Annotated in this window: 23 protein-coding genes; 13 read left to right on the top strand and 10 right to left on the bottom strand. The window is 71.8% G+C overall.

Annotation, left to right across the window (positions count from 1 at the left end):
* Window positions 1-117: 117 nt before the first annotated feature.
* Window positions 118-921, bottom strand: coding sequence for a TetR/AcrR family transcriptional regulator (locus tag QBE02_RS03380; protein ID WP_279367127.1), 804 nt, complete (start codon window positions 919-921; stop codon window positions 118-120).
* A 124-nt stretch (window positions 922-1,045) separates the two neighbouring features.
* Between QBE02_RS03380 and QBE02_RS03375 the strand changes: the two genes are divergently transcribed.
* From QBE02_RS03375 to QBE02_RS03355, 5 genes are read left to right on the top strand one after another with little or no spacing between them, the layout of a single operon-like run.
* On the top strand, window positions 1,046-2,674 hold the full coding sequence (locus QBE02_RS03375) for a carboxyl transferase domain-containing protein (protein ID WP_279367126.1): 1,629 nt from the start codon (window positions 1,046-1,048) through the stop codon (window positions 2,672-2,674).
* A 26-nt stretch (window positions 2,675-2,700) separates the two neighbouring features.
* The gene (locus tag QBE02_RS03370; protein WP_279367125.1) at window positions 2,701-4,629 is read left to right on the top strand and encodes an acetyl/propionyl/methylcrotonyl-CoA carboxylase subunit alpha; all 1,929 of its coding nucleotides are present in this window, start codon (window positions 2,701-2,703) and stop codon (window positions 4,627-4,629) included.
* On the top strand, window positions 4,626-5,804 hold the full coding sequence (locus QBE02_RS03365; RefSeq protein ID WP_279367124.1) for an acyl-CoA dehydrogenase family protein: 1,179 nt from the start codon (window positions 4,626-4,628) through the stop codon (window positions 5,802-5,804). The genes QBE02_RS03370 and QBE02_RS03365 overlap by 4 nt, the downstream gene beginning before the upstream one ends.
* Window positions 5,801-6,268 (top strand): MaoC family dehydratase, encoded by a 468-nt coding sequence (locus QBE02_RS03360; protein ID WP_279367123.1) that lies wholly within the window; start codon window positions 5,801-5,803, stop codon window positions 6,266-6,268. Before QBE02_RS03365 ends, QBE02_RS03360 begins: the two co-directional genes overlap by 4 nt.
* A 46-nt stretch (window positions 6,269-6,314) precedes the next feature.
* The gene (locus QBE02_RS03355; RefSeq protein WP_279367122.1) at window positions 6,315-7,166 is read left to right on the top strand and encodes an HpcH/HpaI aldolase/citrate lyase family protein; all 852 of its coding nucleotides are present in this window, start codon (window positions 6,315-6,317) and stop codon (window positions 7,164-7,166) included.
* Between the two features lie 91 nt (window positions 7,167-7,257).
* Here QBE02_RS03355 and QBE02_RS03350 read toward each other — a convergent pair whose 3' ends face one another.
* Window positions 7,258-7,845, bottom strand: a complete 588-nt coding sequence (locus QBE02_RS03350) for a histidine phosphatase family protein (RefSeq protein WP_136585754.1) — start codon at window positions 7,843-7,845, stop codon at window positions 7,258-7,260.
* A gap of 128 nt (window positions 7,846-7,973) precedes the next feature.
* Complete coding sequence (locus QBE02_RS03345; protein ID WP_279367121.1) at window positions 7,974-8,786, bottom strand: alpha/beta fold hydrolase; 813 nt, start codon at window positions 8,784-8,786, stop codon at window positions 7,974-7,976.
* 195 nt (window positions 8,787-8,981) lie between these two features.
* Here QBE02_RS03345 and QBE02_RS03340 point away from each other — a divergent pair, with 195 nt between their 5' ends.
* Genes QBE02_RS03340 through QBE02_RS03330 form a run of 3 tightly spaced genes read left to right on the top strand, consistent with a single transcriptional unit; the run spans window position 8,982 to window position 11,685 of the window.
* On the top strand, window positions 8,982-10,082 hold the full coding sequence (locus QBE02_RS03340; protein WP_058625233.1) for a cupin domain-containing protein: 1,101 nt from the start codon (window positions 8,982-8,984) through the stop codon (window positions 10,080-10,082).
* Window positions 10,079-10,903, top strand: a complete 825-nt coding sequence (locus tag QBE02_RS03335; RefSeq protein WP_279367120.1) for a fumarylacetoacetate hydrolase family protein — start codon at window positions 10,079-10,081, stop codon at window positions 10,901-10,903. The genes QBE02_RS03340 and QBE02_RS03335 overlap by 4 nt, the downstream gene beginning before the upstream one ends.
* Entirely contained in the window at window positions 10,900-11,685 is a 786-nt protein-coding gene (locus QBE02_RS03330; protein ID WP_279367119.1) for a maleylpyruvate isomerase family mycothiol-dependent enzyme, read from the top strand. The genes QBE02_RS03335 and QBE02_RS03330 overlap by 4 nt, the downstream gene beginning before the upstream one ends.
* 155 nt (window positions 11,686-11,840) lie before the next feature.
* Here the strand turns inward: QBE02_RS03330 and QBE02_RS03325 are convergent, their stop codons facing one another.
* Genes QBE02_RS03325 through QBE02_RS03315 form a run of 3 tightly spaced genes read right to left on the bottom strand, consistent with a single transcriptional unit; the run spans window position 11,841 to window position 15,609 of the window.
* Window positions 11,841-12,452 (bottom strand): flavin reductase family protein, encoded by a 612-nt coding sequence (locus QBE02_RS03325; RefSeq protein WP_279367118.1) that lies wholly within the window; start codon window positions 12,450-12,452, stop codon window positions 11,841-11,843.
* A 17-nt stretch (window positions 12,453-12,469) separates the two neighbouring features.
* Window positions 12,470-14,122, bottom strand: coding sequence for a (2,3-dihydroxybenzoyl)adenylate synthase (locus QBE02_RS03320; protein WP_279367117.1), 1,653 nt, complete (start codon window positions 14,120-14,122; stop codon window positions 12,470-12,472).
* The gene (locus QBE02_RS03315) at window positions 14,119-15,609 is read right to left on the bottom strand and encodes an FAD-dependent monooxygenase (protein ID WP_279367116.1); all 1,491 of its coding nucleotides are present in this window, start codon (window positions 15,607-15,609) and stop codon (window positions 14,119-14,121) included. The genes QBE02_RS03320 and QBE02_RS03315 overlap by 4 nt, the downstream gene beginning before the upstream one ends.
* Window positions 15,610-15,717: 108 nt before the next feature.
* Between QBE02_RS03315 and QBE02_RS03310 the strand changes: the two genes are divergently transcribed.
* The gene (locus QBE02_RS03310; RefSeq protein ID WP_279367115.1) at window positions 15,718-16,554 is read left to right on the top strand and encodes a PaaX family transcriptional regulator; all 837 of its coding nucleotides are present in this window, start codon (window positions 15,718-15,720) and stop codon (window positions 16,552-16,554) included.
* 27 nt (window positions 16,555-16,581) lie between these two features.
* Here the strand turns inward: QBE02_RS03310 and QBE02_RS03305 are convergent, their stop codons facing one another.
* The gene (locus QBE02_RS03305; protein ID WP_279367114.1) at window positions 16,582-17,430 is read right to left on the bottom strand and encodes a Sir2 family NAD-dependent protein deacetylase; all 849 of its coding nucleotides are present in this window, start codon (window positions 17,428-17,430) and stop codon (window positions 16,582-16,584) included.
* A 125-nt stretch (window positions 17,431-17,555) separates the two neighbouring features.
* On the opposite strand from QBE02_RS03305, the gene QBE02_RS03300 reads away from it, so the two are divergent.
* Both QBE02_RS03300 and QBE02_RS03295 read left to right on the top strand, forming a co-directional pair.
* On the top strand, window positions 17,556-18,758 hold the full coding sequence (locus tag QBE02_RS03300) for an amidohydrolase family protein (protein ID WP_279367113.1): 1,203 nt from the start codon (window positions 17,556-17,558) through the stop codon (window positions 18,756-18,758).
* A gap of 34 nt (window positions 18,759-18,792) precedes the next feature.
* Window positions 18,793-19,602, top strand: coding sequence for a TrmH family RNA methyltransferase (locus QBE02_RS03295; protein ID WP_279367112.1), 810 nt, complete (start codon window positions 18,793-18,795; stop codon window positions 19,600-19,602).
* Between the two features lie 21 nt (window positions 19,603-19,623).
* Here QBE02_RS03295 and QBE02_RS03290 read toward each other — a convergent pair whose 3' ends face one another.
* Window positions 19,624-20,304, bottom strand: a complete 681-nt coding sequence (locus tag QBE02_RS03290; protein WP_279367111.1) for a hypothetical protein — start codon at window positions 20,302-20,304, stop codon at window positions 19,624-19,626.
* On the bottom strand, window positions 20,301-21,161 hold the full coding sequence (locus tag QBE02_RS03285; protein WP_074694881.1) for an SGNH/GDSL hydrolase family protein: 861 nt from the start codon (window positions 21,159-21,161) through the stop codon (window positions 20,301-20,303). Before QBE02_RS03285 ends, QBE02_RS03290 begins: the two co-directional genes overlap by 4 nt.
* Window positions 21,162-21,454: 293 nt before the next feature.
* Between QBE02_RS03285 and QBE02_RS03280 the strand changes: the two genes are divergently transcribed.
* Both QBE02_RS03280 and QBE02_RS03275 read left to right on the top strand, forming a co-directional pair.
* On the top strand, window positions 21,455-23,680 hold the full coding sequence (locus QBE02_RS03280; RefSeq protein WP_279367110.1) for a DEAD/DEAH box helicase: 2,226 nt from the start codon (window positions 21,455-21,457) through the stop codon (window positions 23,678-23,680).
* 201 nt (window positions 23,681-23,881) lie between these two features.
* On the top strand, window positions 23,882-24,961 hold the full coding sequence (locus tag QBE02_RS03275) for a VIT1/CCC1 transporter family protein (RefSeq protein WP_056231992.1): 1,080 nt from the start codon (window positions 23,882-23,884) through the stop codon (window positions 24,959-24,961).
* Between the two features lie 124 nt (window positions 24,962-25,085).
* Here QBE02_RS03275 and QBE02_RS03270 read toward each other — a convergent pair whose 3' ends face one another.
* The gene (locus tag QBE02_RS03270) at window positions 25,086-26,132 is read right to left on the bottom strand and encodes an isopenicillin N synthase family dioxygenase (RefSeq protein WP_279367109.1); all 1,047 of its coding nucleotides are present in this window, start codon (window positions 26,130-26,132) and stop codon (window positions 25,086-25,088) included.
* Between the last annotated feature and the right edge of the window lie 53 nt (window positions 26,133-26,185).

The raw sequence follows: 26,185 nt of genomic DNA, 5'->3' as shown, positions 1-26,185 counted from the left end.
GCTCGACCGCGGGATCGCCGAGGAATCCGGTTGAGCGTCCAGAACACCCGGATGATTTTGCGATGCGTCCGGGTGTTTCGGGCACTCGACGGGGGTATCGCGACGGATGCCGAAGGATCAGGCTGTCAGCGCCGCCAGCGCCATGCGGGTCAGGGTCGGGCGCACGCGAGCCGCGGGTACGCCGCGCACGCTGTGCGGCGTCGAGTTGATCAGACCGAAGCACGCCAGGGCGCGCACGCGCCGCTCGGCGGGAGTTTCGACATCGGGATGCGCTGTGGCGAGCGCCTCGGTCCACACGGCGACGTACGTGTTCTGCAGGCGGCGCACCGTGCGGCGGTCGTCGGGGGAGAGGCGGTCGAGGTCACGGTCCTGCACGCGGATCACATCGGCCTCGGCGAGCGCGAACGCGACGTGGAAGTCGACGAGGGCGCGGAGCGTGCTGTCGACGGGGGCAGCCTCAGGCGGCGCGTCGGCGCTGCGATCCCCAGGGCGGTCGGGGGCGGATGCCGTGTGTGCAGGATCGCGGGGGGATTCGGTGACACGCGGGGTGAGGGTGTCTGGGGGCGGTGTGTCGGGCGGGGGCTCCGCGGTTGTGTTTGCGGCGGCGGATTTCGCGACTCGGCGCCCGCCCTCGAGCAACCGCTCGCTGACGTCGACGAGGATCGCGCCCAGCAACGCCTGCTTGCCCGGAACGTGGCGGTAGACGGCCGGGCCGCTCACCCCGGCGGCTTCGCCGATGTCGCCGAGGGTGACGCCGTCGAAGCCTCGCTCGGCGAACAGGCGGGCCGCTGCGGCCAGCAGGGCGGCGCGGCGGTCGGCCTTCGCGCGGTCGCGGGCGGTGCCGGCGGGGGCGAGGGGGGGCGCCGCGTCAGCGCGCGCTTCGCCGGCGGCCGCGGGGGGCTCGTCGTTCGCTCTTGTCATCGGCATCCGCTCGGGCTAGCCTGGAATCTCAGTTAGCCAACATTAACTGAAATCCCCTCCGGTGGGAACGACCTCGACCGGAACGACGGTGCCGTCGACGATGCGGCACCGAGACGGAGCCGCCATGAGCACAGCACCGGTCACCGCGCCAGCGCCCGAGACGTCACAGAACGCCGCGCCCACCGCCGCCCCCACCGCCGCGCCCACCCAGCGCGACCTCGCAGAACAGCTGCGCGAAACCCTCGCCACGGCCGCCCGCGGTGGGTCCGACGCCGCGCGAGAGCGTCACACCGCTCGCGGCAAGCTCCTCGCCCGCGACCGCATCGACCGACTTCTCGATGAGGGCAGCCCGTTCCTCGAGGTCGCCCCCCTCGCCGCTCACGGCCTGTACGACGGCGGGGCTCCCGGCGCCGGGGTCGTCGCCGGTATCGGCCTCGTGCACGGACGCCACGTCATGGTCGTCGCCAACGACGCCACCGTGAAGGGCGGGGCGTATTTCCCCCTGACGGTGAAGAAGCACCTGCGCGCGCAGGAGATCGCCCTCGACAACCGCCTGCCGTGCATCTACCTCGTCGACTCGGGCGGGGCGTTCCTGCCCATGCAGGACGAGGTGTTCCCCGACCGCGAGCACTTCGGCCGCATCTTCCGCAATCAGGCGCAGCTGTCGGCCCGCGGTATCCCGCAGATCGCCGCCGTCATGGGCTCGTGCACCGCGGGCGGGGCGTACGTCCCGGCGATGAGTGACGAGAGCGTGATCGTGCGCAACCAGGGCACGGTGTTCCTCGGCGGACCGCCCCTGGTGAAGGCTGCGATCGGCGAAGACGTCACCGCCGAGCACCTCGGCGGCGGCGACCTGCACGCCCGCCGCTCGGGAGTGGTCGACCACCTCGCCGACGACGACGAGCACGCGCTCGAGATCGTCCGCGACATCGTCGCGACCCTCCCGCCGACCCCTGTGCCCGTGTGGGAGGTGACCCCGCCGACGGAGCCGGCGCGCGACTCGCAGGCGCTCTACGACATCGTCCCCGCCGACGTCGCCCAGCCCGTCGACATGCGCGCGATCATCGACACCCTCGTCGACGCCGGCACCCTGCACGAGTTCAAGGCGCTGTACGGAGAGAGCGTCATCACGACCTTCGCGCGCCTGCACGGGCACCCGGTCGCGATCATCGCCAACGACGGCGTGCTCTTCAGCGAGTCGGCGCTGAAGGCTGCGCACTTCATCGAGCTCGCCGATCAGCGCGGCATCCCCCTGCTCTTCCTGCAGAACATCACCGGGTTCATGGTGGGGCGGGATGCCGAGGCCGGAGGCATCGCGAAAGACGGCGCCAAGATGGTCACCGCCGTCGCGACCACCCGCGTCCCCAAGCTCACGGTCCTCGTCGGCGGCTCGTACGGCGCCGGCAACTACGCCATGTGCGGTCGCGCGTACGACCCGCGGTTCCTCTGGACCTGGCCCTCGAGCCGCATCTCGGTCATGGGCGGTGCGCAAGCGGCATCCGTTCTCTCGACCGTCACGCGCGATCAGCGCGCCGCGCGCGGCGAGGAGTGGACGGATGCCGACGACCAGGCCTTCCAGAAACCCATCCGCGACCGCTACGAGGAGCAGGGCAGCCCGTACTACGCCACCGCCCGGCTCTGGGACGACGGCGTGATCGACCCCGCCGACACGCGCACGATGCTCGGGCTCGCGCTCGACGTCGTCAGCCGCGTGCCGCTGGCCGACCGGGGCTTCGGCCTCTTCCGGATGTGAATCCCGCGATGGATGAGACTCCCCGCATGTTCTCCTGCGTTCTCGTCGCCAACCGCGGTGAGATCGCGCGCCGGGTGTTCCGGACGCTGCGGCGTCTCGGCATCCGCTCGGTCGCCGTCTTCACCGACGCCGATGCCGACGCGCCCCACGCCCGCGAGGCCGATCACGCGGTGCGCGTGCCCTCGTACCTCGACGTCGACGCGGTTGTCGCCGCCGCGGTGTCGTCGGGGGCGGATGCCGTGCACCCGGGCTACGGCTTCCTCAGCGAGAACGCCGGCTTCGCCCGCGCGTGCGCCGCGGTCGGGATCGTGTTCGTCGGCCCGGGCGTTGAGGCACTCGAGGTGATGGGCGACAAGATCCGCGCCAAGGAGCACGTCGCCGCGCACGACGTGCCGACCGTGCCGGGCTTCTCCGCGACGGGGCTGAGCGACGACGAGATCGCCGCCGAGGCCGACCGCGCCGGATACCCCTTGCTCGTGAAGCCCTCCGCCGGCGGGGGCGGCAAAGGCATGACCGTGGCCACCGGTCCCGCCGACCTCGCCGACGCCCTCGTGACCGCCCGACGCGTCGCCGCCGCGGCCTTCGGCGACGACACCCTGCTGCTCGAACGGCTGCTCGAGCGCCCGCGCCACATCGAGGTGCAGGTGCTCGCCGACACGCACGGCACGACCCTCTCGCTCGGCGAGCGCGAGTGCACGCTGCAGCGACGGCATCAGAAGGTGATCGAAGAGGCTCCCTCTCCGGTCGTGGACCCGGAGACCCGCGCCCGCCTCGGCGAGGCCGCCGTCGCCGCCGCCCGCAGCGTCGGCTACCTCGGCGCCGGGACCGTCGAGTTCCTCGTCGCGGGCGACCGGCTCGACGAGCCGTTCTTCATCGAGATGAACACGCGCCTGCAGGTCGAGCATCCGGTCACCGAGATGGTCACCGGCATCGACCTCGTCGAGCAGCAGCTGCGGGTCGCGGCGGGCTTCGCGCTCGACCTCAGCGAGATCCGCCTCGACGGTCACGCGATCGAGGCGCGCGTGTACGCCGAGACGCCCGCCCGCGGATACCTCCCCGCAACCGGGACCGTGAGCCTGTGGCATCCGGGATCCGCCCGCGTCGACAGCGCCGTCGAGACCGGCAGCGTCATCAGCTCGCTGTACGACCCGATGATCGCGAAGGTCATCGCGCACGGCCCCGACCGCGAGACGGCCCTCGCCCGACTCGACGCCGCCCTCGCCGACACGGTCGTGCTCGGCGTCGACACGAACATCGCGGATCTGCGCGCCCTGCTGGCCGACCCGGCCGTGCGCGCGGGTGACCTCGACACGGGGCTGCTGGATCGGCGGGGGACTCCGGAGGCTCCGGAACCGTCGCAGGCCGCGCTCGCCGCCGTGGCGCAGAGAGCCGCGGATGCCGGGACCCCGGCCGACGGCTCCGTCTGGGGACGCGTCGGGGCGTGGCGGGCCGGGGGAGCGGCGGCGGCTCGCACGGTGTCGATGCAAGACGACGCCGGGCAGGTGCACGCGATCGCGCCGGGTGCCGCCGAAGAGGCGGTCGTGACGGGCGGACCGGTGGAGTACTGGGTGCACGCCGACGGGGGAGCGCACCGGTTGCGAGTCGTGTCGCGGCGAGATGCCGCCCAGCGCCGCCGGACCGCCGCGGGCCGCGCGCCCGGGGCCGTCGATCCCGACCTCGTCGCCCCTCTCCCCGGAACCGTCGTCGCCGTGCACGTCGTCGACGGAGACAGCGTCGAGGCCGGCGCCCGGCTCGTCACCATCGAGGCGATGAAGATGGAGCACACGGTCGTGGCCCCGCACTCCGGGACGGTGCGGCTGCGCACCTCCGCGGGCGCGCAGGTCGCGCGAGACGCGGTGGTCGCGACGGTGAGCCCTGAGATTCCCCCGTCCCGCGATTCCGCCGGCATCCCGGCATCCCACCCCGCTTCATCCCACAAGGAGACCCTCTCGTGAGCATCGACAGCCAGCAGGTATTCACCGAAGACGAGCGCGAACTGAGCGCGATGGTGCGCGAGTTCGCCGACGAGGTGATCGCGCCGCGCTCGTACGAAGCCGACCGCGCCCACCAGCTGCCCCTCGACCTCGTCGAGCAGATGGGCGACCTGGGGCTGTTCGGCCTGCCGTTCCCCGAGGAGGTCGGCGGTCAGGGCGGAGACTACGCGAGCCTGTGCGTCGCGATCGAGGGCGTCGCGCGCGTGGACCAGTCGATGGCCATCACCCTCGAGGCAGGCGTCGGCCTCGGCGCCATGCCGATCTACCGTTACGGCACCGACGCGCAGAGAACGGAGTACCTTCCCGACCTCGTCGCCGGTCGCGCGCTCGCCGGATTCGGACTCACCGAAGCCGAGGCCGGCAGCGATGCCGGCGCCACCCGCACGACCGCGAAGCTCGAGGGCGGTGAATGGGTGATCGACGGGACGAAGCAGTTCATCACCAACTCCGGCACCGACATCACCCGCTTCGTGACCGTCACGGCGGTCACCGGCCGCACCGAGGCGGGCCGCCCCGAAATCTCGACGATCATCGTGCCCAACGGCGCGCCCGGGTTCACCGTGGGTCCCGCGTACGACAAGGTCGGCTGGAACGCCTCCGACACGCATCCGCTGACGTTCGACGGCGTGCGGGTTCCCGAGGCGAACCTGCTGGGCCAGCGCGGTCACGGGTTCAAGAACTTCCTCCGCACCCTCGACGAGGGCCGCGTCGCGATCGCCGCCCTCGCGACCGGAGCCGCCGAGGGCTGCCTCGAAGCCGCCGTCGACTACGCCCGCAGCCGCACCGTGTTCGGCGAGCGCCTGTCCACGCGCCAGAACATGCAGTTCCTGCTCGCGCGCATGCACGCCCGCGTGCACACCGCCCGCCTCGCGTGGGTGCACGCCGCGCGCCTGTGCGACGCCGGCAAGCCCTTCACGGTCGACGCCGCCGTCGCGAAGATGACCGCGAGCGACGCCGCCATGGCGAACGCGCGCGATGCGACACAGGTGTTCGGCGGCAACGGGTTCATCAACGAGTACCCCGTCGCGCGCCACTACCGCGACTCGAAGATCCTCGAGATCGGCGAGGGCACGACCGAGGTGCAGCTCATGGTGATCTCGCGTGCGCTGGGGCTCACGGGTACCGTTGCGGCATGATCGAGCAGCGCGGCCTGTATCTGGAGGAGTTCGTCGTCGGTGAGAGGTACGCGCACCGTCCCGGGCGGACGGTGACGGATGCCGACAACGTGATGTTCACGACCCTGACGATGAACCCGCAGGCCCTGCACCTCGATGCAGCGTATGCGGCGACCCAGCCGTTCGGTCGTCCGCTGGTGAATTCGATGTGGACGCTGTCGACCCTCGTGGGGCTTTCGGTGGGGCAGCTCACCCAGGGCACGCTCGTCGCGCAACTCGGCCTGACCGACGTGAGCTTCCCGGCTCCGCTGTTCGTCGGTGACACCCTGATCGCCGAGACCGAGATCGTCTCGGTGCGCCCCTCGGCGTCCCGCCCCGGTCAGGGCGTCGTCGTGATGGCGCACACGGGTCGCTCGCAGAACGACGAGGTCGTCGCCACGGCGACGCGCACGGTGCTCGTGTGGGCCCAGGAGACGGCGGCGTGAGCGTCGTCAACACGAGCGCCGCCCGGAACGACGAGGGGCTGCGGGCATGAGCGGCGCGCACCCCGACTCTCGCGAGGGGACGCGACCGTTCGCCCTCGGCCCCGCGCTGCTGTTCGTCCCCGCCGATCGCCCCGAGCGGCTGCCCAAAGCCCTCGAGCGGGCGGATGCCGCGATCCTCGACCTCGAGGACGCCGTCGCCGGACACGCCAAGTCCGTCGCGCGCGAGGCGATGATCGCCGCGGATCCCGACCCCGACCGCGTCATCGTGCGGGTCAACGGTCCCGAGACTCCGGAGTTCTCGCGGGATCTCGCCGCTCTCGCGCAGACCCGCATCCGCACGGTCATGGTCGCCAAGGCCGAGGACCCGGCATCCCTCGCCCCGCTGTCCCGATACGACGTCATCGCGCTCTGCGAGACGGCCCGGGGGGTGGTGCACGCGGAGCAGCTCGCCGCCGTCCCCCAGGTCGTCGCGCTCATGTGGGGAGCCGAAGACCTCGTCGCCAGTCTCGGCGGCACCTCCAGCAGATTCGCCGACGCCACCTATCGCGATGTCGCGCGCCTCGCTCGCGCGCGCGTGCTGCTGGCCGCGGGAGCCTTCGGCAAACGCGCGATCGACGCGGTGCACGTCGACATCGGCGATCTCGAGGGTCTCTCCCTCGAAGCTCAGGATGCCGCCGCCTCGGGGTTCGCGGCCACCGCGTGCATCCACCCGGGTCAGGTCGCGACGATCCGCGAGGCCTACGCGCCGACGGAGGAACAGCTGCGATGGGCGCACGGGGTGCTCGCCGAGGCCGAGGGCGGCGCGTTCCGCTTCGAGGGGCGCATGATCGACGAGCCGATCCTGCGTCACGCGCGCGCGCTGGTCATGCGGGCCGGGGCGGAGCCGGGGCGCGGATGAGCGCCCGGGGGTCGCGGCGCCCGGGCCCCGCGGGACCTCCGTGCCTCGCACGCGATCGCGGGGTCGTGCGCGCGCGGGTGAAGCCCGCGGGTCAGCTCGCGACGCCCGCGTAGGCGAGCATCTCCCACGCGTCGCCGTCGAGGCGGAACGTCGTCGCCGAGCAGTTCGGCAGACGCTCGCCCTCGCGGGGGAACTCCCCGTCGGTGGCGAACATGATGACCTCGCGGATCAGCGCGCCGTGCGCGACGGCGATCACGTCGACGCCGTCGGGGGTCTCGGCGACGACCTCGGCGATCGCGGCCAGCGCGCGCTCGCGCACGACCGGCCACGCCTCCGCGCCCGGGACGTCGGCCGCGTGCCACGGACCGTACGTGTCGTAGAAGGTGGGTGCGTCCATGCCCTCGGCCTCGCCGTAGGAGCGCTCCTGCAGCCCCGGCATCCGTCGGCTCACCGTGGTGCCCAGGGCCGCGGCGATCACGTCGGCCGTCTCGGCCGCGCGCGACAGGTCGCTCGAGACGACGACGACCTCGCGACCGGCGTACTCCGCGGCGAGTGTCTCGGCGATGCCCTGCGCCTGGATGCGGCCCGTGTCGTTGAGGGGGATGTCGGTCGAGCCCTGGATGCGGCCCCCGTGGTTCCAGGCCGTCTCACCGTGTCGCACAAGAGTCAGGATCGTCACCGTTCGAGCCTAGCTCGCGGTCCTGGTCGAGGCTCGCACCCGCCTGGCGTTCGCGAGCGCGAGGGTGCGGGATCGGCCCCCGGCGCGGGTCGGGTCGCACGCCGGGGGCCGGTTCTGCGGAACGCCGGTCAGCGGGCGACGGATGCGCGGTCGAGCGCGCCGACGACCACGCGGGTGAAGCCCCCCGGGTCGGCGAGGTGCGCGAAGTGGTCGGCGCCCTCGATGTCGGTGATCCCGGCGTTCGGAATGACGTCCACCAGGTCGTGGGCGGACTGGTACAGGAACGACGTGGTCGCCGTTCCCGCGATGAGGTGGGTCGGGGCATCGATCTCGGCATAGCCGGACAGATCGCTGCCGAGGGCGTCGATCTCCGCGAGCTCGCGGACCCACGTGGGGGTGAGCGGGACGCTCGCGCCCCACAGCGGCGTCTCGCGGATGAAGGGGATGGCCTCGGCCGGCACGCGTACGAAGTTCACGAGCGCGTACTCGAGCGCAGCGTCGAGGTCACCGGCATCCACCAGGTCGCGATACCCCTGCAGGCGCTCGCCGGCGACGGGGCCCTGCACCGCGAGCGGAGGTTCGTAGGCGAGAAGGGTTCCGCCGCCCAGGCCGTGCTCCCGGGCGTAGGCGAGGGTGGCCAGCGCCCCGAACGAATGGCCCAGAAGGTGCGCGCCGGGGCCGGCGACCTCCCTCATCGCGGCGATGTCGGCGACCTCGTGGGCCAGGGAGTACTCCGCGGCGTCGCCCGTTCCGCCGCGTCCACGACGGTCGTAGACGTACAGCGTGACGTGTTCCGCGAGATGCTCGCTCGCGGGGATCCACTGTTCCTTCGTCGCGATGCTGCCGTGCGTCACGACCAGGGCCGGCCCGCTGCCACGGCGGAAGTACGCGATGGGTGTTCCGTCGGACGAAGTCGTCTCGTCGTACTCGATTTCGGACATGCTCTGCCTCCTTGCAGATCGATGCTCACGCGGGGATCGCGGCGCCGTGCCGCGGCATCCACTGGCGACATGGTGTAACAGATTCGCGTCTCGCGCAACAGAAATGTCCCGCTTTTCCCGATGTGTGACATATTTGCGTTGCGCAACGACGACAAGTCATGCAACCTGGACTCACGCCGACGTCGAGGAGGACCGATGAGCGAGACCGTGACCCCGGTCGAGAATGCGATGCAGCCCGAGGACACCCCCGAGCTGCGCGCCCTGTACCGCGGATTCGACGAGAATCACCTCATTCCGCTGTGGACGCAGCTCGACGACCTCATGCCGCAGACCCCCCAACCCAAGGCGGTGCCGTGGGTGTGGCGGTGGAGTGCCCTGCGACCCCTCGCCGAGCGCGCGGGGGACCTCGTGCCCGTGGGGCGCGGGGGAGAGCGGCGGGCCATCGGGCTCGCCAACCCGGGGATGAACGGACGCGCGTACATCTCACCGACGCTGTGGGCGGCCATCCAGCAGCTCGGGCCGCGCGAGACGGCACCCGAGCACCGGCACTCGCAGAACGCCTTCCGCTTCGTCACCTCGGGCGAGGGGGTGTGGACCGTCGTGAACGGCGATCCGGTGCGCATGAGCCGCGGCGACTTCCTGCTCACTCCCGGCTGGCACTTCCACGGCCACCACAACGAGACCGATGAGTCGATGACCTGGATCGACGGCCTCGACATCCCCTTCGCCTACCAGATGGACTCGGGCTTCTTCGAGTTCGGCTCCGAGCGGGTGACCGACGAGGCGACCCCCAACTTCTCGCGCTCCGAACGCCTGTGGGCCCACCCGGGACTGCTGCCGCTCGCGGGACTGCGCCGTACCGTATCGAGCCCGATCGGCGCCTACCGGTGGGAGCACACCGACGCCGCCCTCACCGACCAGCTGCTGTTGGAGAGCGAGGGGATGCCGGCCACCGTCGGCCCCGGACACGCGGCCGTGCGGTTCTCGAACCCCACGACCGGGGGAGATGTCATGCCCACCATCCGCGCGCAGTTCCATCGCCTGCGCGAGGGCGCGTCCACCCCGGTGCGCCAAGAGGTGGGGTCCAACGTCTACCAGGTGTTCGAGGGCACCGGACGCGTGCTGCTGGGCGACACCGAGCACGCCGTCGAACACGGTGACATCTTCGTCGTACCGAGCTGGTGTCGCTTCCGCGTGCAGGCCGAGACGCGCCTGGACCTGTTCCACTTCAGCGACACGCCCATCTTCGAGGGCCTGGGGCTGTACCGCGAGTTCGAAGAGGAGACCGATCGATGAAGCTGTTGACCCTGCACTGGCAGGGGGCCACCGCCGCGGCCCGCGTGGAGGGGGGTCGGGCCGTCGTGCTGGAACGCTTCGCCGACGTCGGCGAGGTGCTGCGCGCCGGGGCTCCGTCGGCGGTGAGGGCTCTCGAAGGCCCGGTGGTCGATCTCGACGCAGTGGACTTCGCGCCTGTGATCCTGGCTCCGAGCAAGATCGTGTGCGTGGGCCTGAACTACCGCGCGCACATCCTCGAGATGAAGCGCGACCTGCCCGAGTACCCGGTGCTCTTCGCCAAGTTCGCCGACACCCTCGCCGCGGCCGGCGAGGAGATCGCCCTGCCGAGGGAGAGCCCCGAGATCGACTGGGAGGGGGAGCTCGTCGTCGTCATCGGCTCCACCGTGCGCCGCGCGTCGGACGAGCAGGCCGCGGACGCCATCGCCGGATACACGATCGCGAACGACGTCTCGATGCGCGACTGGCAGTTCCGCACACGCGAATGGCTGCAGGGCAAGATGTGGGAGCGCTCGACGCCGCTCGGGCCTGTGCTCGCCACCCCCGACGAGATTCCCTCCGACGCGCGCATGACCACCACCGTCGACGGCGTGCAGAAGCAGGTCGGCGACATCCACGACCTCGTCCACGGCCCGGTCGACCTCGTGCGGTACGTCTCGACCATCACCACGCTGCGCCCGGGAGACGTGATCCTCACCGGAACCCCCGGCGGCGTCGGGCACGCGCGCGAACCCCGGGAGTATCTGGCATCCGGAAGCGTCGTCGAGGTCACGATCGACGGGATCGGGACGCTCCGCAACCGCTTCGCGGCGGAGGAGCCGTGAGCGCGAGGGAGCTGACACCCGAGCAGCTCGCGCTGCGGGAACGGCAGGGCGCCGGAGCGCGCTACGACGCCGACTCCGCCCCGCACGCGCACCTCGAGCTCGCCCGTCGCGGCACGGCGTACTTCGCGCGACGCCTCATGAAGCTCGACGACGAAGAGCTCGACGCCCCGAGCCTGTTGCCCGGCTGGACGCGTCGGCACCTCGTCGCGCACGTCGGGTACAACGCCCGCGCCGTCGCGCGGCTGGTCGAATGGGCGCGCACGGGCGTCGAGACACCCATGTACGCCTCCGATACGCAACGGGCCGACGAGATCGCCCTCGGCGCGACGCTCCCCACGCGCGCTCTGCGCCACCTCGTCGACCACGCCGCCGTGCACCTGGACGTCGAGTGGCGCGATCTGTCGAACGCGCAGTGGGATGCCGAGGTCGTCACCGCACAGGGGCGAACGGTGCCCGCGCGCGAGACGGCGTGGATGCGCGCGAAAGAAGTGTGGGTGCACGCGGTCGACCTCGCCGACGGCGGCTCGTTCCTCGACTTCCCTCCCGAGATGATCGATGGGATCATCGCGGACGTCCTGCGTGCCTGGACGCGCCGGAGCGAGCCCGGCGCCGTCGTGCTGCGGGCCACCGACCGCGATGCCGCGCCGGGGGAGTACGGCGAGGGTGGCCCGATCGTCGAGGGCGCCGCCGCCGATCTCGCGCGCTGGCTCGCCGGTCGGGGTGCCCGTCGGCTGCGGGTCGTCGGCGGCGGTGAGCTGCCCCGTATCGCACGCTGGTTCTGAGGGCTCGACCCGTGGCGACGCGCGCCCGGTAGCGCGCATCGAGACCGCACGTGGTTGCCGAAAACGCCTCTGTTCGTTGCCGGACGGATGCGTTCTCGGCGACCACGTGCGGTCTCGGCGTGCGGGGGTGGTCCCGTGGGCACCCGCGGGTGGGGTCACCCGCCCGGCACGGGCGGCAGCTCCACCACCTCGCCGAGCGGGGTGTAACGCGGGCCGGCCAGGCGGCCGATCGGGCGGAGCAGCTCGGTGTCGATGCTGGCCGCGCCCGTCGAGCCGAGGCGCACGATGTCGTCGCGCACGGTCCAGGCGACCACCGTGCCCACGACGAACTCGCCGCCGGTGGGGCTGAAGGCTGTGGTCGAGTGGTACCGGCACTCCATCCGCACGGGCGCGTCGGCGAGGCCCGGGACGCCGATCACCCGCGACTCCTCGAGAGCCAGGCCCAGATGATCGGCCTCGCCGACCTCGGGCGGCATCCATTCGCTGCTCGCGTGCAGCGCGGGCAGCATCGTCTCGTCGGCGATGTTCACCACGAACTCACCGAACTCCTCGATGTTGCGCACCGTGTCCTTGCGTCCGTTCGCGCGTCGGTTGACGGTGAAGCCGAGCATGGCCGGGTGCTGGCTCACCCAGGTGAACGAGCTGAAGGGCGCCAGGTTCACCGGGTCGTGCCCGCTCGTCACCCACGCGATGGGGCGCGGAACGACGGAGCCGACGAGCAGACGGTAGGTGTCGGCGGGGGAGAGATCGGCGGCGTCGATGAACATCGAACGCTCCTTTCGGATCACGATGCCGTGAGTTCGGCGGCGAGCATCTCGCGCAAGGCTTTCTTGTCGATCTTGCCGACCTTCGTCAGGGGCAGTTCCTCGACGGTGACGAGGTGGTCGGGGCGTTTGAAGGCGGCGACGCCCGAGGTGTCGAAGTGCGCGCGTACCGCGGCGAGATCGAGCTCGCAACCGTCGTGGAGCACCGCGAACAGGCACACCGTCTCACCGAGGGTGCCGTGCGGCATCGCCACGGCGGCTGCGAGCCGCACCGCGGCGAGTCTGTACACGAGGTTCTCGACCTCTTCGGCCGAGATGTTCTCGCCCCCGCGGTTGATCATGTCCTTGCTGCGCCCCTCCACGACGAGGTTGCCGTCGGGGCGCTGTCGCACGATGTCGCCGGTGATGTAGAAGCCGTCGGGGGTGAAGGACCGGGCGTTGGCCTCGGGGGCGTCGTAGTAGCCGCGCGGCGTGTACGGCCCGCGGGTGAGCAGCACGCCGGGTTCGCCCGCGGCGACCTCGAGACCGGTCGTCTCATCGACCACGCGCAACTCGTCGAAGGACGACACGGGCCGCCCCTGTGTGCCGACGACGACCTCGATCGGATCGTCGAGGCGCGTGACGTTGATGAGCCCCTCGGCCATGCCGAAGACCTGCTGCAGCGTTCCGGGAAACCCGCGCACGACACGCTCCGCGAGCTCGTCGGCCAGGCGGGCGCCGCCCACCTGGAGCACGCGCAGGCTCCGCAGTGCGTCGATTCCCACGACGCCGGCGTGATCCAGCCACGCGGCGACGACCGCGGGCACCGCGGCGGTGTGAGTGACCCCGTGTCGTTCGATCGCCGCGAAGGCACGTTCGGGCCGGGGGGAACCGAGAGGGACGACGGTGCCGCCGGCCAGCAGGGTGCCGAGAATGCCGGGGCACGCGAGCGGGAAGTTGTGGCCCATCGGCAGTGTCACGAGGTACACGGTGTCGCGGTCGACCGCCGAGGGAGGCGACGTGAGGACGATGTTGCACAGGTAGTCGTCGTGCGTGCGGGCGATGAGCTTGGGCAGGCCCGTCGTCCCGCCCGACAGAAGGAACAGCGCGACGTCCGCGGCATCCGGAGTCGGTAGCCGGCGGGTGCGGGTGGCCTCGTCGGAGGGCGCGCACAACGCGGTGAGGCTGACGGTGTCGGGCTGGGGGGTCGTGTCGCCGAGGACGATGAGATCCCGCACCGTCGGGCTCGACGCGCGGAGAGTGCGGGCAAGCGCGAGGTGGTCGAAGTCGCGGAGCGAGTCGGGGGTGACCAGAGCGACCGCTTCGGATGCCGAGATCAGGTGCCGCAGCTCGTGCTCGCGGTGGGCGGGCAGCGCCATCACCGGCACGATGCCCACCCGCAGGCACGCCAGCGTCAGGACCACGAACGTCCAGTGATTGGGCAGCTGCACCACGACCCGGTCGTCGGGGGCGAGCCCCCGATCGATCAGGCGCGCCGCGCACGCCTCGACCCGGTCGTGCACCTCGGCGTACGTGAGCGACACCTCGTCGTCGACCAGCGCGATGCGATCGGCGTGCACGTGCGCGGCCTCGGCGAACGCGTCGCCCAGCGTGCGGCCCTGCCACAGCCCCGCGGTGCGGTACCGTTCGGCGAACTCGACGGGCCAGGGCGTCGTCCCCTCCCGCGTCCTCATCGCAGCACCGCATCCGCGCGGCCCGAGAGCACCAGGGTCATGGCACGATCTTCGTCGCAATCGGGTTCGTCGATGATCGCCGCCACGCCGTGCCGCAGTCGCGCGGCCTCGGCGGTGAGCTGGCGATCGAGGGCGCTGCCGCCGGTGACGAGCACGGCGGTCGCGTCGCGGTGCTCGGCGAGGGCCGAACGCACGGCGTCATCGGGACGGATGCCGTCACCCGCGGCGACGGTGACGACCGGCGGCAGCGCGTCGCGCGCGACCACGCGTCGATCGAGCAGTCCCGCGACGGCGGATTCCAGGGGCGGCGCGCCATGACGGCTCTGCCACCGGTCGAGCGCTCGACGCACGGCATCCGGATCCCGGCGCGCGATCTTCGCCGCCGGGAGAGCGCGCGAGAAGAAGTGGAAACCGAACTGCCAGGGCTCGAACGCGTGGAAGTAGGTACCGAAGTTCTCCCACCACGACAGACTCGGCCGCGCGGCGCCCTGGATGCGGGCCACCTGCGGCTGTCGCTCAGCCTCGTAGGCCAGGAAAGCCGCCTCGACGTCGTCGGGGTGCGTGGCGAGCGCATCGGCGAGCGCGATGGCGTCTTCGAGAGACATCTTCGTGCCGCTCCCGACCGAGAAGTGGGCCGTGTGCACGGCGTCGCCGAGCAGGACGACCTTGCCGCTGTGCCAGCTCCGGGCGCGGATGGTCCGGAAGTTTCCCCACCGCGAGTTGTTGCCGATCAGTCGGGCGCCTCCGATGAGCGGCGCGAAGATCTCCTCCAGGCGACGCTGACTGTGCTCGTCGCTCGGACCCGGGGCAGTGGTGAGGTCGAATCCGTCCAGCCCGGCCGCGCGCCAGGTGTCTTCGTCGGTCTCGACGATGAACGTCGACAGGCCCCCGCCGATGGGATACGCGTGCGCCGCGAAGACGCCGGGCACGTCGGCGGTCAGCCCGTCGGCGTGCGTGTGCAGGAAGGTGAGTCCCTCGAAGGGGGCATCGGTGGCGAACCAGATGAACTTGGCCGCCGCTGTCTCGTAGGTCACCCCGAGGGAGTCGTCGCCGATCGCGGCGCGGGTCTGCGAGTTGGCCCCGTCCGCGGCGACCATCACGTCGTAGTCGCCGAGCTCGTCCGCGCGCCGCGGGGTGGAGAAATGCAGGTGGGCACCGGCCTCCGTGGCCCGCCGCTGGAGGGCAGCGAGCAGATCCTTGCGCAGCACCGCTCCCATGCCGTTGCCGCCGAAGGTCATCGTCTCGCCCTTGACGGTGACGCGGATGGCATCCCAGCGCACTCCCGACGCGTCGAGGGTCTCGCGCAGGGCCGAGTCGGCGGCATCCACTCCACTCTGCGTGGCATCGGAGAACACGACGCCGAAGCCGAACGCCTCGTCGGAGCGATTGCGCTCGAACAGGTCGACGTGGGCGCCGGGGATGTTCCGTGCGGCCAGGGCGGCGAAGAGCAGCCCGCCCGGGCCGCCCCCGATGATCGCGATACGCATGTCAGCCTCCTCGCTGAAGATGTCGAACCGTCACGACGCAACGAGTATGCAACATAAATGCGTCTAGCGCCATAGCTTCGTTACATTCGCGTCCGGTAACGTTCTTGCATGCGCCCCCGCTCTCTCGTCTTCACGCTCTTCGGGGACTATTTCCGGTACTGCGGCGAAGGCGAGGTGCCATTGCGCGGGTTGAGCGACGTCCTGCAGCAATTCGGCATCGAGCCGGCCACCACCCGGGTGGTGATGTCGCGTCTGCGCGCGGAGGGCTGGTTCGAGACCCGCCGCGACGGGCGACTCACCACCTACCTGCTGTCACCCAAGGCCTGGCAACTGCTCGACGAGGGGCGTGAACGCATCTTCCGGCACGTGTCCGGAGAGTGGGGCGGGGAGTGGACGCTCATCGCGACGCGCGCCGGTGATCGCTCGGCGCGCGACGAGATGCGCAAGACCCTCACCTGGCTCGGCTTCGGGCAGCTGCAACCGGCGATCTGGGTCGCTCCCGGTGATCGTCTGGACGCAGCGCGGCAGCTGATGGACGCCCACGGCGTGGGCTCCGACATCTTCCTCAGCCGCAGCGGCGACCTCGACCACGACCGTTCGATCGCCGCCCGCGGGTGGGATCTCGACGCGCTCGACGCGCACTACGGGGCGTTCGTCGCCCAGCACGACACCCCGACGACCGAAGAGACGGACGCCGCGCTGATCGCGCGCGTGAGCCTCACCGACGACTACCGCCGTTTCCCGTTCACCGATCCGGACCTACCGGCCGCGCTGCTGCCGGAGGGGTGGAACGCCCCCCGTGCCCACGCCGTCTTCGTCCGCCGTCACGGCGAGCTGCGCGCCGGTGCGACCGCGGCGATCGAGCGCCTCACCGGGATGACGGTGCGCGGCGCGCATCGAGCCTTCCTCGACGGGGGAGCGGTGGGATACACGCGCGGGGAGTGATCGCGCCGGCGACGAGCAAGCGGGAGGTCAGAGCAGGCCCGGGAGTCGCTCCGCGAACGCGCGGAGCACGTCGCTCGTGCTGCCGTCGATCTTCACCGTCGCGCGGCGGTCGGCGCGGGTCTCGCCACGATTGATGATGACGACGGGCAGGCGGCGACGGCGCGCGCGCTCCACCAGGCGGATCCCGGAGTTCACCACGAGCGACGAACCGGCGATCACGAGGGCCTCGCTGGTGTGCACGAGCTGCTCGGCCTCGCGGAACTTCTCGACCGGGATGTACTCGCCGAAGAACACCACGTCGGGCTTGAGCGTGCCCCCGCACACCGAGCACGTCGGCACGACGAAACCGTCGGCGGACGCGGGCGTCACGTCGCCGTCGGGACCGAGCTCGACGTTCTCGGGAAGACGGATCCACGGGTTGTCGGCCTCGACGCGTTCGGCCAGGTCGCGGCGGTCGAACACCTGCCCGCACTGCAGACAGCCGACGCGGCGCATCGTGCCGTGCAACTCGACGACGCGTCCGCTGCCGGCCCGCACGTGCAGACCGTCGACGTTCTGCGTGATCACGCCGTTGGCGACTCCGGCGGACTCGAGATCGGCGAGGGCGCGATGACCGTCGTTCGGCTGCGCGGCGGCGAACACCTTCCACCCCAGGTGGCTGCCCACCCAGTAGCGGCGGCGCGCATCGGCACTCGAGAGGAACTGCTGAGCCGTCATGGGCGTGCGCGTCGGCGCCCCCTTGCCCCGATAGTCGGGGATCCCCGAATCGGTCGACACGCCCGCGCCCGTGAGGACGGCGATCTTGCGCCCGGCGAGGACCTCGACCGCGCGATCGATGGATGCCGAGAACTCGGCGTCCTGCGTCGTGTCGGTCATGCACACCTCCGTCCCATCGAGTCTATGGCGGGGCGCCGACACCGGCTCGCGCCGGCAGCCCGTCCGTCCTCCCCGTCGACGGGTCCGTGTCGCGGGGACGCGCGCGCGAAAGGGAGACTGGGGGAATGAGCTCCTTCCCCCGGCCCGCCATGCTCGACGTCACCTCTCTCCGCCGCGTGCGTCCGTGGGGCGGTGATCTCGTCGACATCGCCATCGACGGGGGACGGATCACCGCGATCACCCCCGCCGCCGCCGACCCCATCGGCATCCGGGAATTCGACGGACGCGGGCTGCTCGCCCTGCCAGGGCTCGTGAACGCCCACGCGCACATGGACAAGTCGTGGTGGGGACTGCCGTGGCAGTCGTACGGCGGCGAGGGGTCGACCGAGGGGCGCATCCGTCACGAACGGGAGCAGCGCGAGGCGCTCGGCATCCCCTCGCCCGAGCGCTCCGCGCTCGTGCTCCGCGAGCTCGTCCGCCAGGGGACGACCGCGATCCGCACCCACGTCGACGTCGACAACGGGGTGGGCCTGCGCGGGATCGAGGCGGTCGAAGAAGCCGCGGCCGCCTACGGGGGCGCCCTCGACGTGCAGATCGTGGCCTTCCCGCAGGATGGGGTGCTCCGACGCCCGGGGGTCCTCGAGCAGCTGCGCGAGGCCGCAGGCCGCGACAGCGTCACGGGGATCGGCGGTCTTGACCCCGCGTCGATCGACCGCGACCCGGTGGGACAGATCGACGCCCTGACCGCGCTCTCCGCCGACACCGGGGTCGACCTCGACATCCACCTGCACGATGCGGCCGAGCTCGGCGCGTTCCAGATCGAGCTGCTCATCGAGCGCACGCAGCGCCTGGGACTCGGCGGACGGGTGAACATTGCCCACGGGTTCGCCGTCGCCCAGCTCGACCCCGCCCGCCGGCGCGACCTCCTCGCCGCGATGGGCGCGGCCGGCGTATCGATGACCACCGTCGCCCCGCTGCGGCTGGCGCAGCTTCCCCTCGCCGAGCTCGACGCGGCCGGTGTCCGCCTGGGGCTCGGCACCGACGGCATCCGGGATCTCTGGAGCCCCTTCGGCACCGGCGACACGCTCGGCATCGCCTGGCAGTACGCCCGCGCGGGAGGGCTCGTGCGCGACGAGGAGCTGCTCCGCGTCGTCGAGCTCGCCACCCGCGCGGGGGCGTGGGCCGTCGGTCGAGAGGTGCACGACCTCGTCGAGGGGGCGCGCGCAGACATCGTCCTCGTGGATGCCGAGAACCCCATGGATGCGCTCGTGCGTCAGCCCGAGCGGGCCCTGGTGATCGCCGGGGGTCGGGCGCTGCACGTGGCGTGAGGTCTGGCGCGCGGGCTGCTGGCACCATGGGGGGATGCCCGTCATCCCCCTCGACTCCGCCGCCGACCCGCGCCTCACCGACTATCGCGATCTCACCGACGTGTCGCTGCGGCGGGTATCGGAGCCGGCCGGCGGGCTCTACATCGCCGAGTCGTCGAAGGTCCTCGACCGCGCCCTCCGCGCGGGGCATCGTCCGCGCTCCGTCCTCGTGCAGGAGAAGTTCCTCGCCGATGCGCTCGCGCTCGTCGGTGAAGACGCCGAGGTCTACGTCGTCCCAGCCGAGGTCGCCGAACAGGTGACCGGATACACCGTGCACCGGGGGCTCCTGGCGTCCATGCACCGCCCCGCGCTGGCATCCGTCGAAGACGTCGTGCGCGACGCGCGACTCGTCGTCGTTCTCGAAGACGTGGTCGATCACACCAACATCGGAGCGGCGTTCCGTTCGGCGGCGGCCCTCGGCGCCGACGCGGTGCTCGTCACCCCGCGCTGTGCCGACCCGCTGTACCGACGCAGCGTCCGCGTCAGCATGGGCACCGTCTTCCAGGTGCCGTGGACGCGACTGCCGGAGTGGTCGGATGCCGCCCCCCTGCTGCACGACGCCGGATTCCACCTCGCCGCACTGGCCTTGTCGGACGACGCGGTGACCCTCGACGCCTTCTCTGCCGCGGGGCACGAGCGCGTGGCCCTGCTGATGGGATCCGAGGGCGACGGACTCAGCCGGGGCGCGCTCGCCGCGGCGGACACCGTCGTGACGATCCCGATGGCCGGGGGAGTGGACTCGCTCAACGTCGCCGCGGCGAGCGCGGTGGCGCTGTGGGAACTCGGACGGGGACGCCGGGCCTGAGGCGGGGGATTTCGAACCGGCTCAGCCGGTCGGGTCGTCGAACCCGACCGCACGCATGCGGAGCTCCGACGCGGCCGCGGCGCTCACGCGCTGGTCGGGGTCGGCGCCCAGCGCCGCGAGCAGATCGTCGGGGAGATCGTCCTCGCCGACCAGGAACCACCTCTCGACGACGCTTCCCTCCGCGGCGACGCGGCGGTCGCGGGCGTCGTCGCGCGGCAGGCCCTCGGGCGGGGAATCGTCCCGTTCCATCGCGAGGTGCAGATGCGGAGGGAGCGCGTCGGAGCCGATCTGCGCCTCGGGCGCCGTGAACAGTTGCACGACGACACCCCGGCCGCGCCACTCGAGCCAGTCGATCTGCTCGTCGTCCCACCGCGGGTCGTCGGCGTTCCAGCCCGACCAGTCCGGCCCCTCGGTGTCGAAGGCCCATCGCTGCGGTTCGGCGTTGAGCGTCTCGGCGATCGCGAGCGCGTTGCGGCGGACGTCGGAAAGCTCCCCGTCGCGGAACACCGACAGGTTCGGCGGCCACGCCGACGACACGACATCCCACCCCGCGGCGCTGAAGCGACCGCTTTCGACCTCGGGTGCCCACCCGGTGTCGGCGAGCGTCTCGGCGAGCGCATCGGCGTCTCGCAGCAGGGTGTCCGCGGCGGCCACGCTCAGCAAGGCGACGACCGCGTCGGGAAGGGCGTGCACGGGCGTCACGCCTGCGTCTCGCGGGAGCCCGCGGCATCCCGCCCCGGGGCGAGGGTCACCACCGGAAGCGGCTCGGGGCGCTTGGGCTGGATGTGGTCGCCGGACGACTGGTGCCGCAGGCGGCGCAGCACCCAAGGCACGAGGTACTCGCGCGCCCACACGAAGTCCTTCTCGCGGGCGGCGCGCCACGTCGTGATCGCCCTGGTCTCGGCCTTCATCGGCTCGAGGTCGTTGGGCACGTTGAGGGCCCGCAACACCATGCGGGCGACCTCGTGATGACCGAGGGAGTTGTAGTGCAGCCGGTCGTCGTCGAAGAAGCGCATGTCCTGCACCTCTTTGAGGCCCCACTGGTCGGCGACCACGCAGTCGTAGCGGTCGGCGATCGAGCGGATGTTCTCGTTGTAGATCGCGACCTTGCCCCGGATGCCGCGGAACACCGGCGTGAACTCGGTGTCGATCGCTGTGAAGACGACGATGGTGGCCCCGCTGGCGCGCAGACGCGCGACGGCGTCTTCGAACTGCCGCGACACGGCATCGGGATCGCTGCCCGGGCGGATGACGTCGTTTCCGCCCGCGGAGATGGTGATGAGGTCGGGTTTGAGCGCGAGCGCCGGCTCGATCTGATCGGCGACGATCTGCGCGATGAGCTTTCCGCGCACCGCGAGGTTGGCGTAGGCGAAATCGTCGACCTGCGCGCCGAGGACCTCGGCGACCCGGTCGGCCCACCCGCGATGACCGCCGTCGGGCAGCGGGTCGCCGATTCCCTCGGTGAACGAGTCGCCGAGGGCGACGTAGCGGCGCCAGGGGTGGGGGCCGGGGTTGTCGGATGCGGACGGGGTGCGGGGCGAGTGCGGATCGAGTGTCATCGAAACCTCCGGCTTCCACGGTACCCCCGGCCTCCGACACCGCGAGAGAGCCGGGCGCGAGAGGCCGCGGCATCCCCGTGCGGCGGGTCACGTCCCCGCGCGACCTACCGGCGTCCGGCCTCCCGGGGGACATCCATAAACGCGATTTCGTCGGATAAACGCGGTCTGCACGCGTTTCTCGGTACGAATCGCGTTTATGGCCGGTGGTGCGACGTATCCGCCTCCGGGTCGGGCGTGGCGGGCTTCGCTGTCGCCTATCGTGGATGTTCGCGCTCGCGAAGGATGGAGGTTCGATGCTGGAAGAAGAAGCCCGCACCTCGGCCCTCCCGCACACGAGCTCGGCCGCGGAAGCGGCGACTCCGCGCATCGCCTCTCCCGGCCCGGTCGCGAACCCCGGCCCGGTTGCCAGCCCGGGTCCGGTCGCGAGCCCCGGCCCGATCGCCAGCCCGGGTCCCGTCGCCACCCCCGGTCCCGTTGCCACCCCCGGTGCCGTTGCCAGCCCGGGTCCCGTCGCCACCCCCGGTCCGGTCGCCACCCCCGGTCCGGTCGCGAGCCCCGACGCCTCCTCCGCGCCCGCCGTCCCGGCATCCGCGCCCGCGGACGCGGCCCCCGTCGTCGACCCGTCCCACGCGACCGCGCCCGTCGCCGACGAACCGGCGCCCGGGGCGATTCCCGACCCTGCTCTCGACGGGGTCGAGCCTCATTTCGGCTCCTTCGCGGCCGAGCACCTCTCGCCGTCGTTCCCGCAGCGCGCGCCGTGGGGAACCGCGCAGCGTCTGCGCGCCTGGCAGGCCGAGGCGCTGGATCAGTACTTCGGCTCCGACGGGCCCGACGGCGTCGGCAAGGGTCCGCGGGACTTCCTCGCGGCGGCCACCCCGGGCGCCGGTAAGACGACCTTCGCCCTCCGCCTCGCCTCCGAGCTCATGCGTCGTCGCGTGGTCGACCGCATCGTCGTGGTCGCCCCCACCGAGCACCTCAAGACCCAGTGGGCCGAGGCGGCCGCGCGTGTCGGCATCCGGCTCGATCCGTTCTTCTCCAACCGGCACGCCACGCCCTCGCGGCAGTACCACGGCGTCGCGGTCACCTACGCGCAGGTCGCGGTGAAGGCCGAGGTGCACCAGCGCCTCACGATGGACGCCCGCACGCTCGTGATCCTCGACGAGGTGCACCACGGTGGCGACGCGCTCAGCTGGGGCGACGCCCTGCGCGAGGCCTACAACCGCGCGACGCGCCGCCTGCTGCTGTCGGGAACCCCGTTCCGCAGCGACACCGCGCCCATCCCGTTCGTGGAGTACCACCCGAACTCGAAGGGCATCCGCCTCTCGCGCACCGACTACGCCTACGGCTACCGCCGTGCCCTCGACGACGGGGTCGTGCGCCCCGTCTTCTTCCTCGTCTATGCCGGTCAGATGCGCTGGCGCACCAAGGCGGGCGAGGAAATGGAGGCCCAGCTCGGCCAGGACAACACCAAGGACATCACCTCGCAGGCGTGGCGCACGGCGCTCGATCCCAATGGCGACTGGATCCCCGCGGTGCTCCGATCCGCCGATCGCCGCCTCACCGAGGTGCGCGAGACGGTTCCGGATGCCGGTGGCCTGGTCATCGCGACGGATCAGACCGCCGCGCGCGCCTACGCCGCCATCCTCGAGGACATCAGCGGCGAGAAGGTCACCATCGTGCTCTCGGACGAGGCCGAGGCGTCGGGACGCATCGAGACGTTCTCGAAGGGGACGAGCCGCTGGATGGTCGCCGTGCGCATGGTGTCCGAGGGCGTCGACGTCCCGCGCCTCGCCGTCGGCGTGTACGCCACGAGCGCGTCGACGCCCCTGTTCTTCGCCCAGGCCATCGGCCGTTTCGTGCGTGCACGCCGCCGCGGTGAGACCGCGAGCGTGTTCCTGCCGAACGTCCCGCAGCTGCTCGCCCTCGCCGGCGAGATGGAGGCGCAGCGCGACCACGCCCTCGACCGCGACAGCGACGCGGAAGACCAGTGGAACGCCGAAGAAGACATGATGGATGCCGCCGAGCGCGAGGACAAAGCCTCCGACGCGCTCGAGCAGGAATTCGAGTACCAGGCGCTCGGCTCGCTCGCGCACTTCGACCGCGTGCTGTTCGACGGGCAGGAGTTCGGCCAGCTCGCGGTTCCGGGCACCATCGAGGAGGAGGAGTTCCTCGGCATCCCGGGTCTTCTCGAACCCGAACAGGTGCACGAGGTGCTCATGTCGCGCGCGACGCGGCAGTCGCGCCACCGCTCTACCCGCGAGGCGACCGAGAAGGAGAGCGGTGTCGAGCCGCCCTCGGTCGACGATGGCGGGCTCCCGGCGCCCCTGCACCGCACCCTCAAGGAGCAGCGCCAGTTGCTCAACACGATGGTCGGTCTGTACGCCCGCCAGAGCGGCGAGCCGCACGGCCTGGTGCACGCCGAGCTCCGCCGCATCTGCGGCGGCCCCGCCGTCTCGCACGCGACGGTCGCGCAGCTGCAGGCGCGCATCGACGTGCTGCGCAAGCGCGTGCACTCCTGACCCGGGTCCGAAACGGCTCGGCCCCGCCCCGCCTTCCGCCCCCCGCGACCCCCGGTTTCGCGACCCCGAAATGCTGGCACCGTGGCCTCGGCATCCGCGTCTTTCCGGGCTTCGGGGGGCCGAAATGCTGTCAGTGTGGGCCGACGCGCCCGAGGGGGTGAATCCGCCTCACTACGGTGGGGACGACCCGAAGGAGCACCCGTGACGACCCCCGCCACACCCACCGCCCGCGATCGCCGCCGCTGGGCGCGCTATCTCGTCGACGAACGCGCCGAGGCGCGCGTCTACCGCGAGCTCGCCTCGCGCCGCACCGGGGAGGAACGCGACATCCTGCTCGCCCTCGCCGAGGCCGAGGGCCGCCACGAGCAGCACTGGGTCGATCTTCTCGGGGAGGCGCCCAAGCGCCTGCCCGCGCCGGGCATCGGCACCCGCCTTCTCGCGTGGATGGCCCGCCGCTTCGGCTCGATCTTCGTGCTCGCCCTCGCCCAGAACGCCGAGGCCCGCTCGCCCTACGCCGACGAGCCCTACGCGACTCCCGCGATGGCCGCCGACGAACGCGTGCACCACGAAGTCGTCCGCGGTCTCGCCGCACGCGGGCGCCGACGCCTCTCGGGAACCTTCCGCGCCGCCGTCTTCGGCGCGAACGACGGTCTCGTGTCGAACCTTGCCCTGGTGATGGGCGTCGGGGCGACCGGCGTGGCCCCCAGCTTCGTGCTCTTCAGCGGTATCGCGGGCCTGCTCGCCGGCGCCCTGTCGATGGGCGCGGGGGAGTTCGTCTCGGTGCGGTCGCAGCGCGAGCTGCTCGAAGCCACCGAGGAGAGCGACTTCGCCGACTCCGCTCTTCCTCACCTCGACCTGGATGCCAACGAGCTCGCGCTCGTCTACCGCACGCGCGGGATGGACCCGGATGCCGCTCTCGACAAGGCCCGCGACGTGGTCACCGCGGCGCAGGCCGGTACCGCACCCGCCGCGGCCGCACCGGGGGAGTCGTCGCACGAGGTCGTCGGCAGCGCCTGGGGTGCGGCCCTGTCGAGCTTCCTGTTCTTCGCCTCGGGCGCGATCATCCCGGTGCTGCCGTGGATCTTCGGCATGGCCGGCTTCCCGGCCGTGGCCCTCGCCCTGGGTCTCGTCGGCATCGCGCTGATCGGGACCGGCGCCATGGTCGGTCTGCTCTCCGGCGCCTCGCCGATCAAGCGCGGACTCCGCCAGCTCGCGATCGGTTTCGGCGCGGCCGCGGTCACCTACGTGCTGGGTCTGTTGTTCGGCGTGTCGGCGGGCTGACGCGGCGAGGGGCGCTGCCTCGGGGCAGCGCCCGCCGCGCGGCGCTCACCTCCAGCCCCCGCCGCCGGCGCCCCGCGGTCGCGTCGCGCTCGACTCCCGCCCGCGGCCCCGCGGTCGCGTCGGCTCAGCCCCGGCTCGCCGCCGTGACCCGCGCGGCCTCGCGCGCGGCGCCGACGTTCTTCCGCCCCGCCCGCGATCCGGCGAGCTTGGCGGCGATGTGCTCGCGCACCGTCACCGGCTCATACAGCGCCGGGGCCCCGGCCGAGACGAAGTGGGGGAGCGGGGCGATCACGGCGTCCGCGTTCCCGTCGTGGAAGAACGCCGCCGACCGTCGACGCTCGATCGTCCCGTCGACGACCGGTGGCTTCACCCGGTGCAGGGTCGACATCCACCGGTCGTTCGTCAGGCGTGCCGCGACGTCACCGAGATTGACGAGCAGAGCGCCTCGGGCGGGCGAGACGTCGTTCCACGAGCCGTCCTGGCCGAGCACCTGGAGTCCCGCGACCTGATCCGCCCAGAGGACGGTGACGAGACCGAAGTCGGTGTGTTCGCCCATGCCGGTCAGCTCCGCCCCCAGCTCGATCGAGCCCGGCGGGAGGGCGTAGTTGTTCATGCGCAGCACGTCGATGGAGTGATCGGTCACGTCGTCGAAGAAGTCGTCGGGCACCCGGAGGGCTGCCGCGAAGATCCGCGTCAGAGTCTGTGCGACACGTCGCGCCTCGCCGTAGTAAGCGCGGACGGCCGGTTCGAAGATGCGCGTCTCGGCGGGCCAGGTGTTCTCGGCGTAGTCCGCCGACGTCGCGGTGCTCCGCGGGTACTCGGCGGCCGAGGTCCCCACGTTGAACGCCTCGAAGAAGTCGTTCATCCGCGTCACCGGATCGACGCCGAGGCTGTAGCTCAGGGACTCGCTCTTCGGCGGGCTGTACCCGCGATTCTCGGACGCGGGCCGCACGTACGCCTTCTTGGCCTCCAGGGGCAGGGCGAAGAATTCGTCGAGCCCTCCCGTCAGCTCCGAGATCACGGCATCCGGGATGCCATGACCCACCACCTGCATGAAGCCCACGGTGCGACACGCGTGGTCGATCGCGGCGACCACCGCGGCGCGCGCGTCGGGGGAGCCGGGTCCCACCCAGGCGGAGATGTCGATCGTCGGTACGGAGAACGCGGGCATGCCCCGACGCTAAGCGGCCGATGTCACGCGGGTGTTTCCGCGCCGTCACGGGC

It is taken from the genome of Microbacterium testaceum, assembly GCF_029761935.1.
In the GTDB taxonomy this organism is placed as follows: domain Bacteria; phylum Actinomycetota; class Actinomycetes; order Actinomycetales; family Microbacteriaceae; genus Microbacterium; species Microbacterium testaceum_A.
This window is presented reverse-complemented; position numbering and strand designations above follow the sequence as displayed.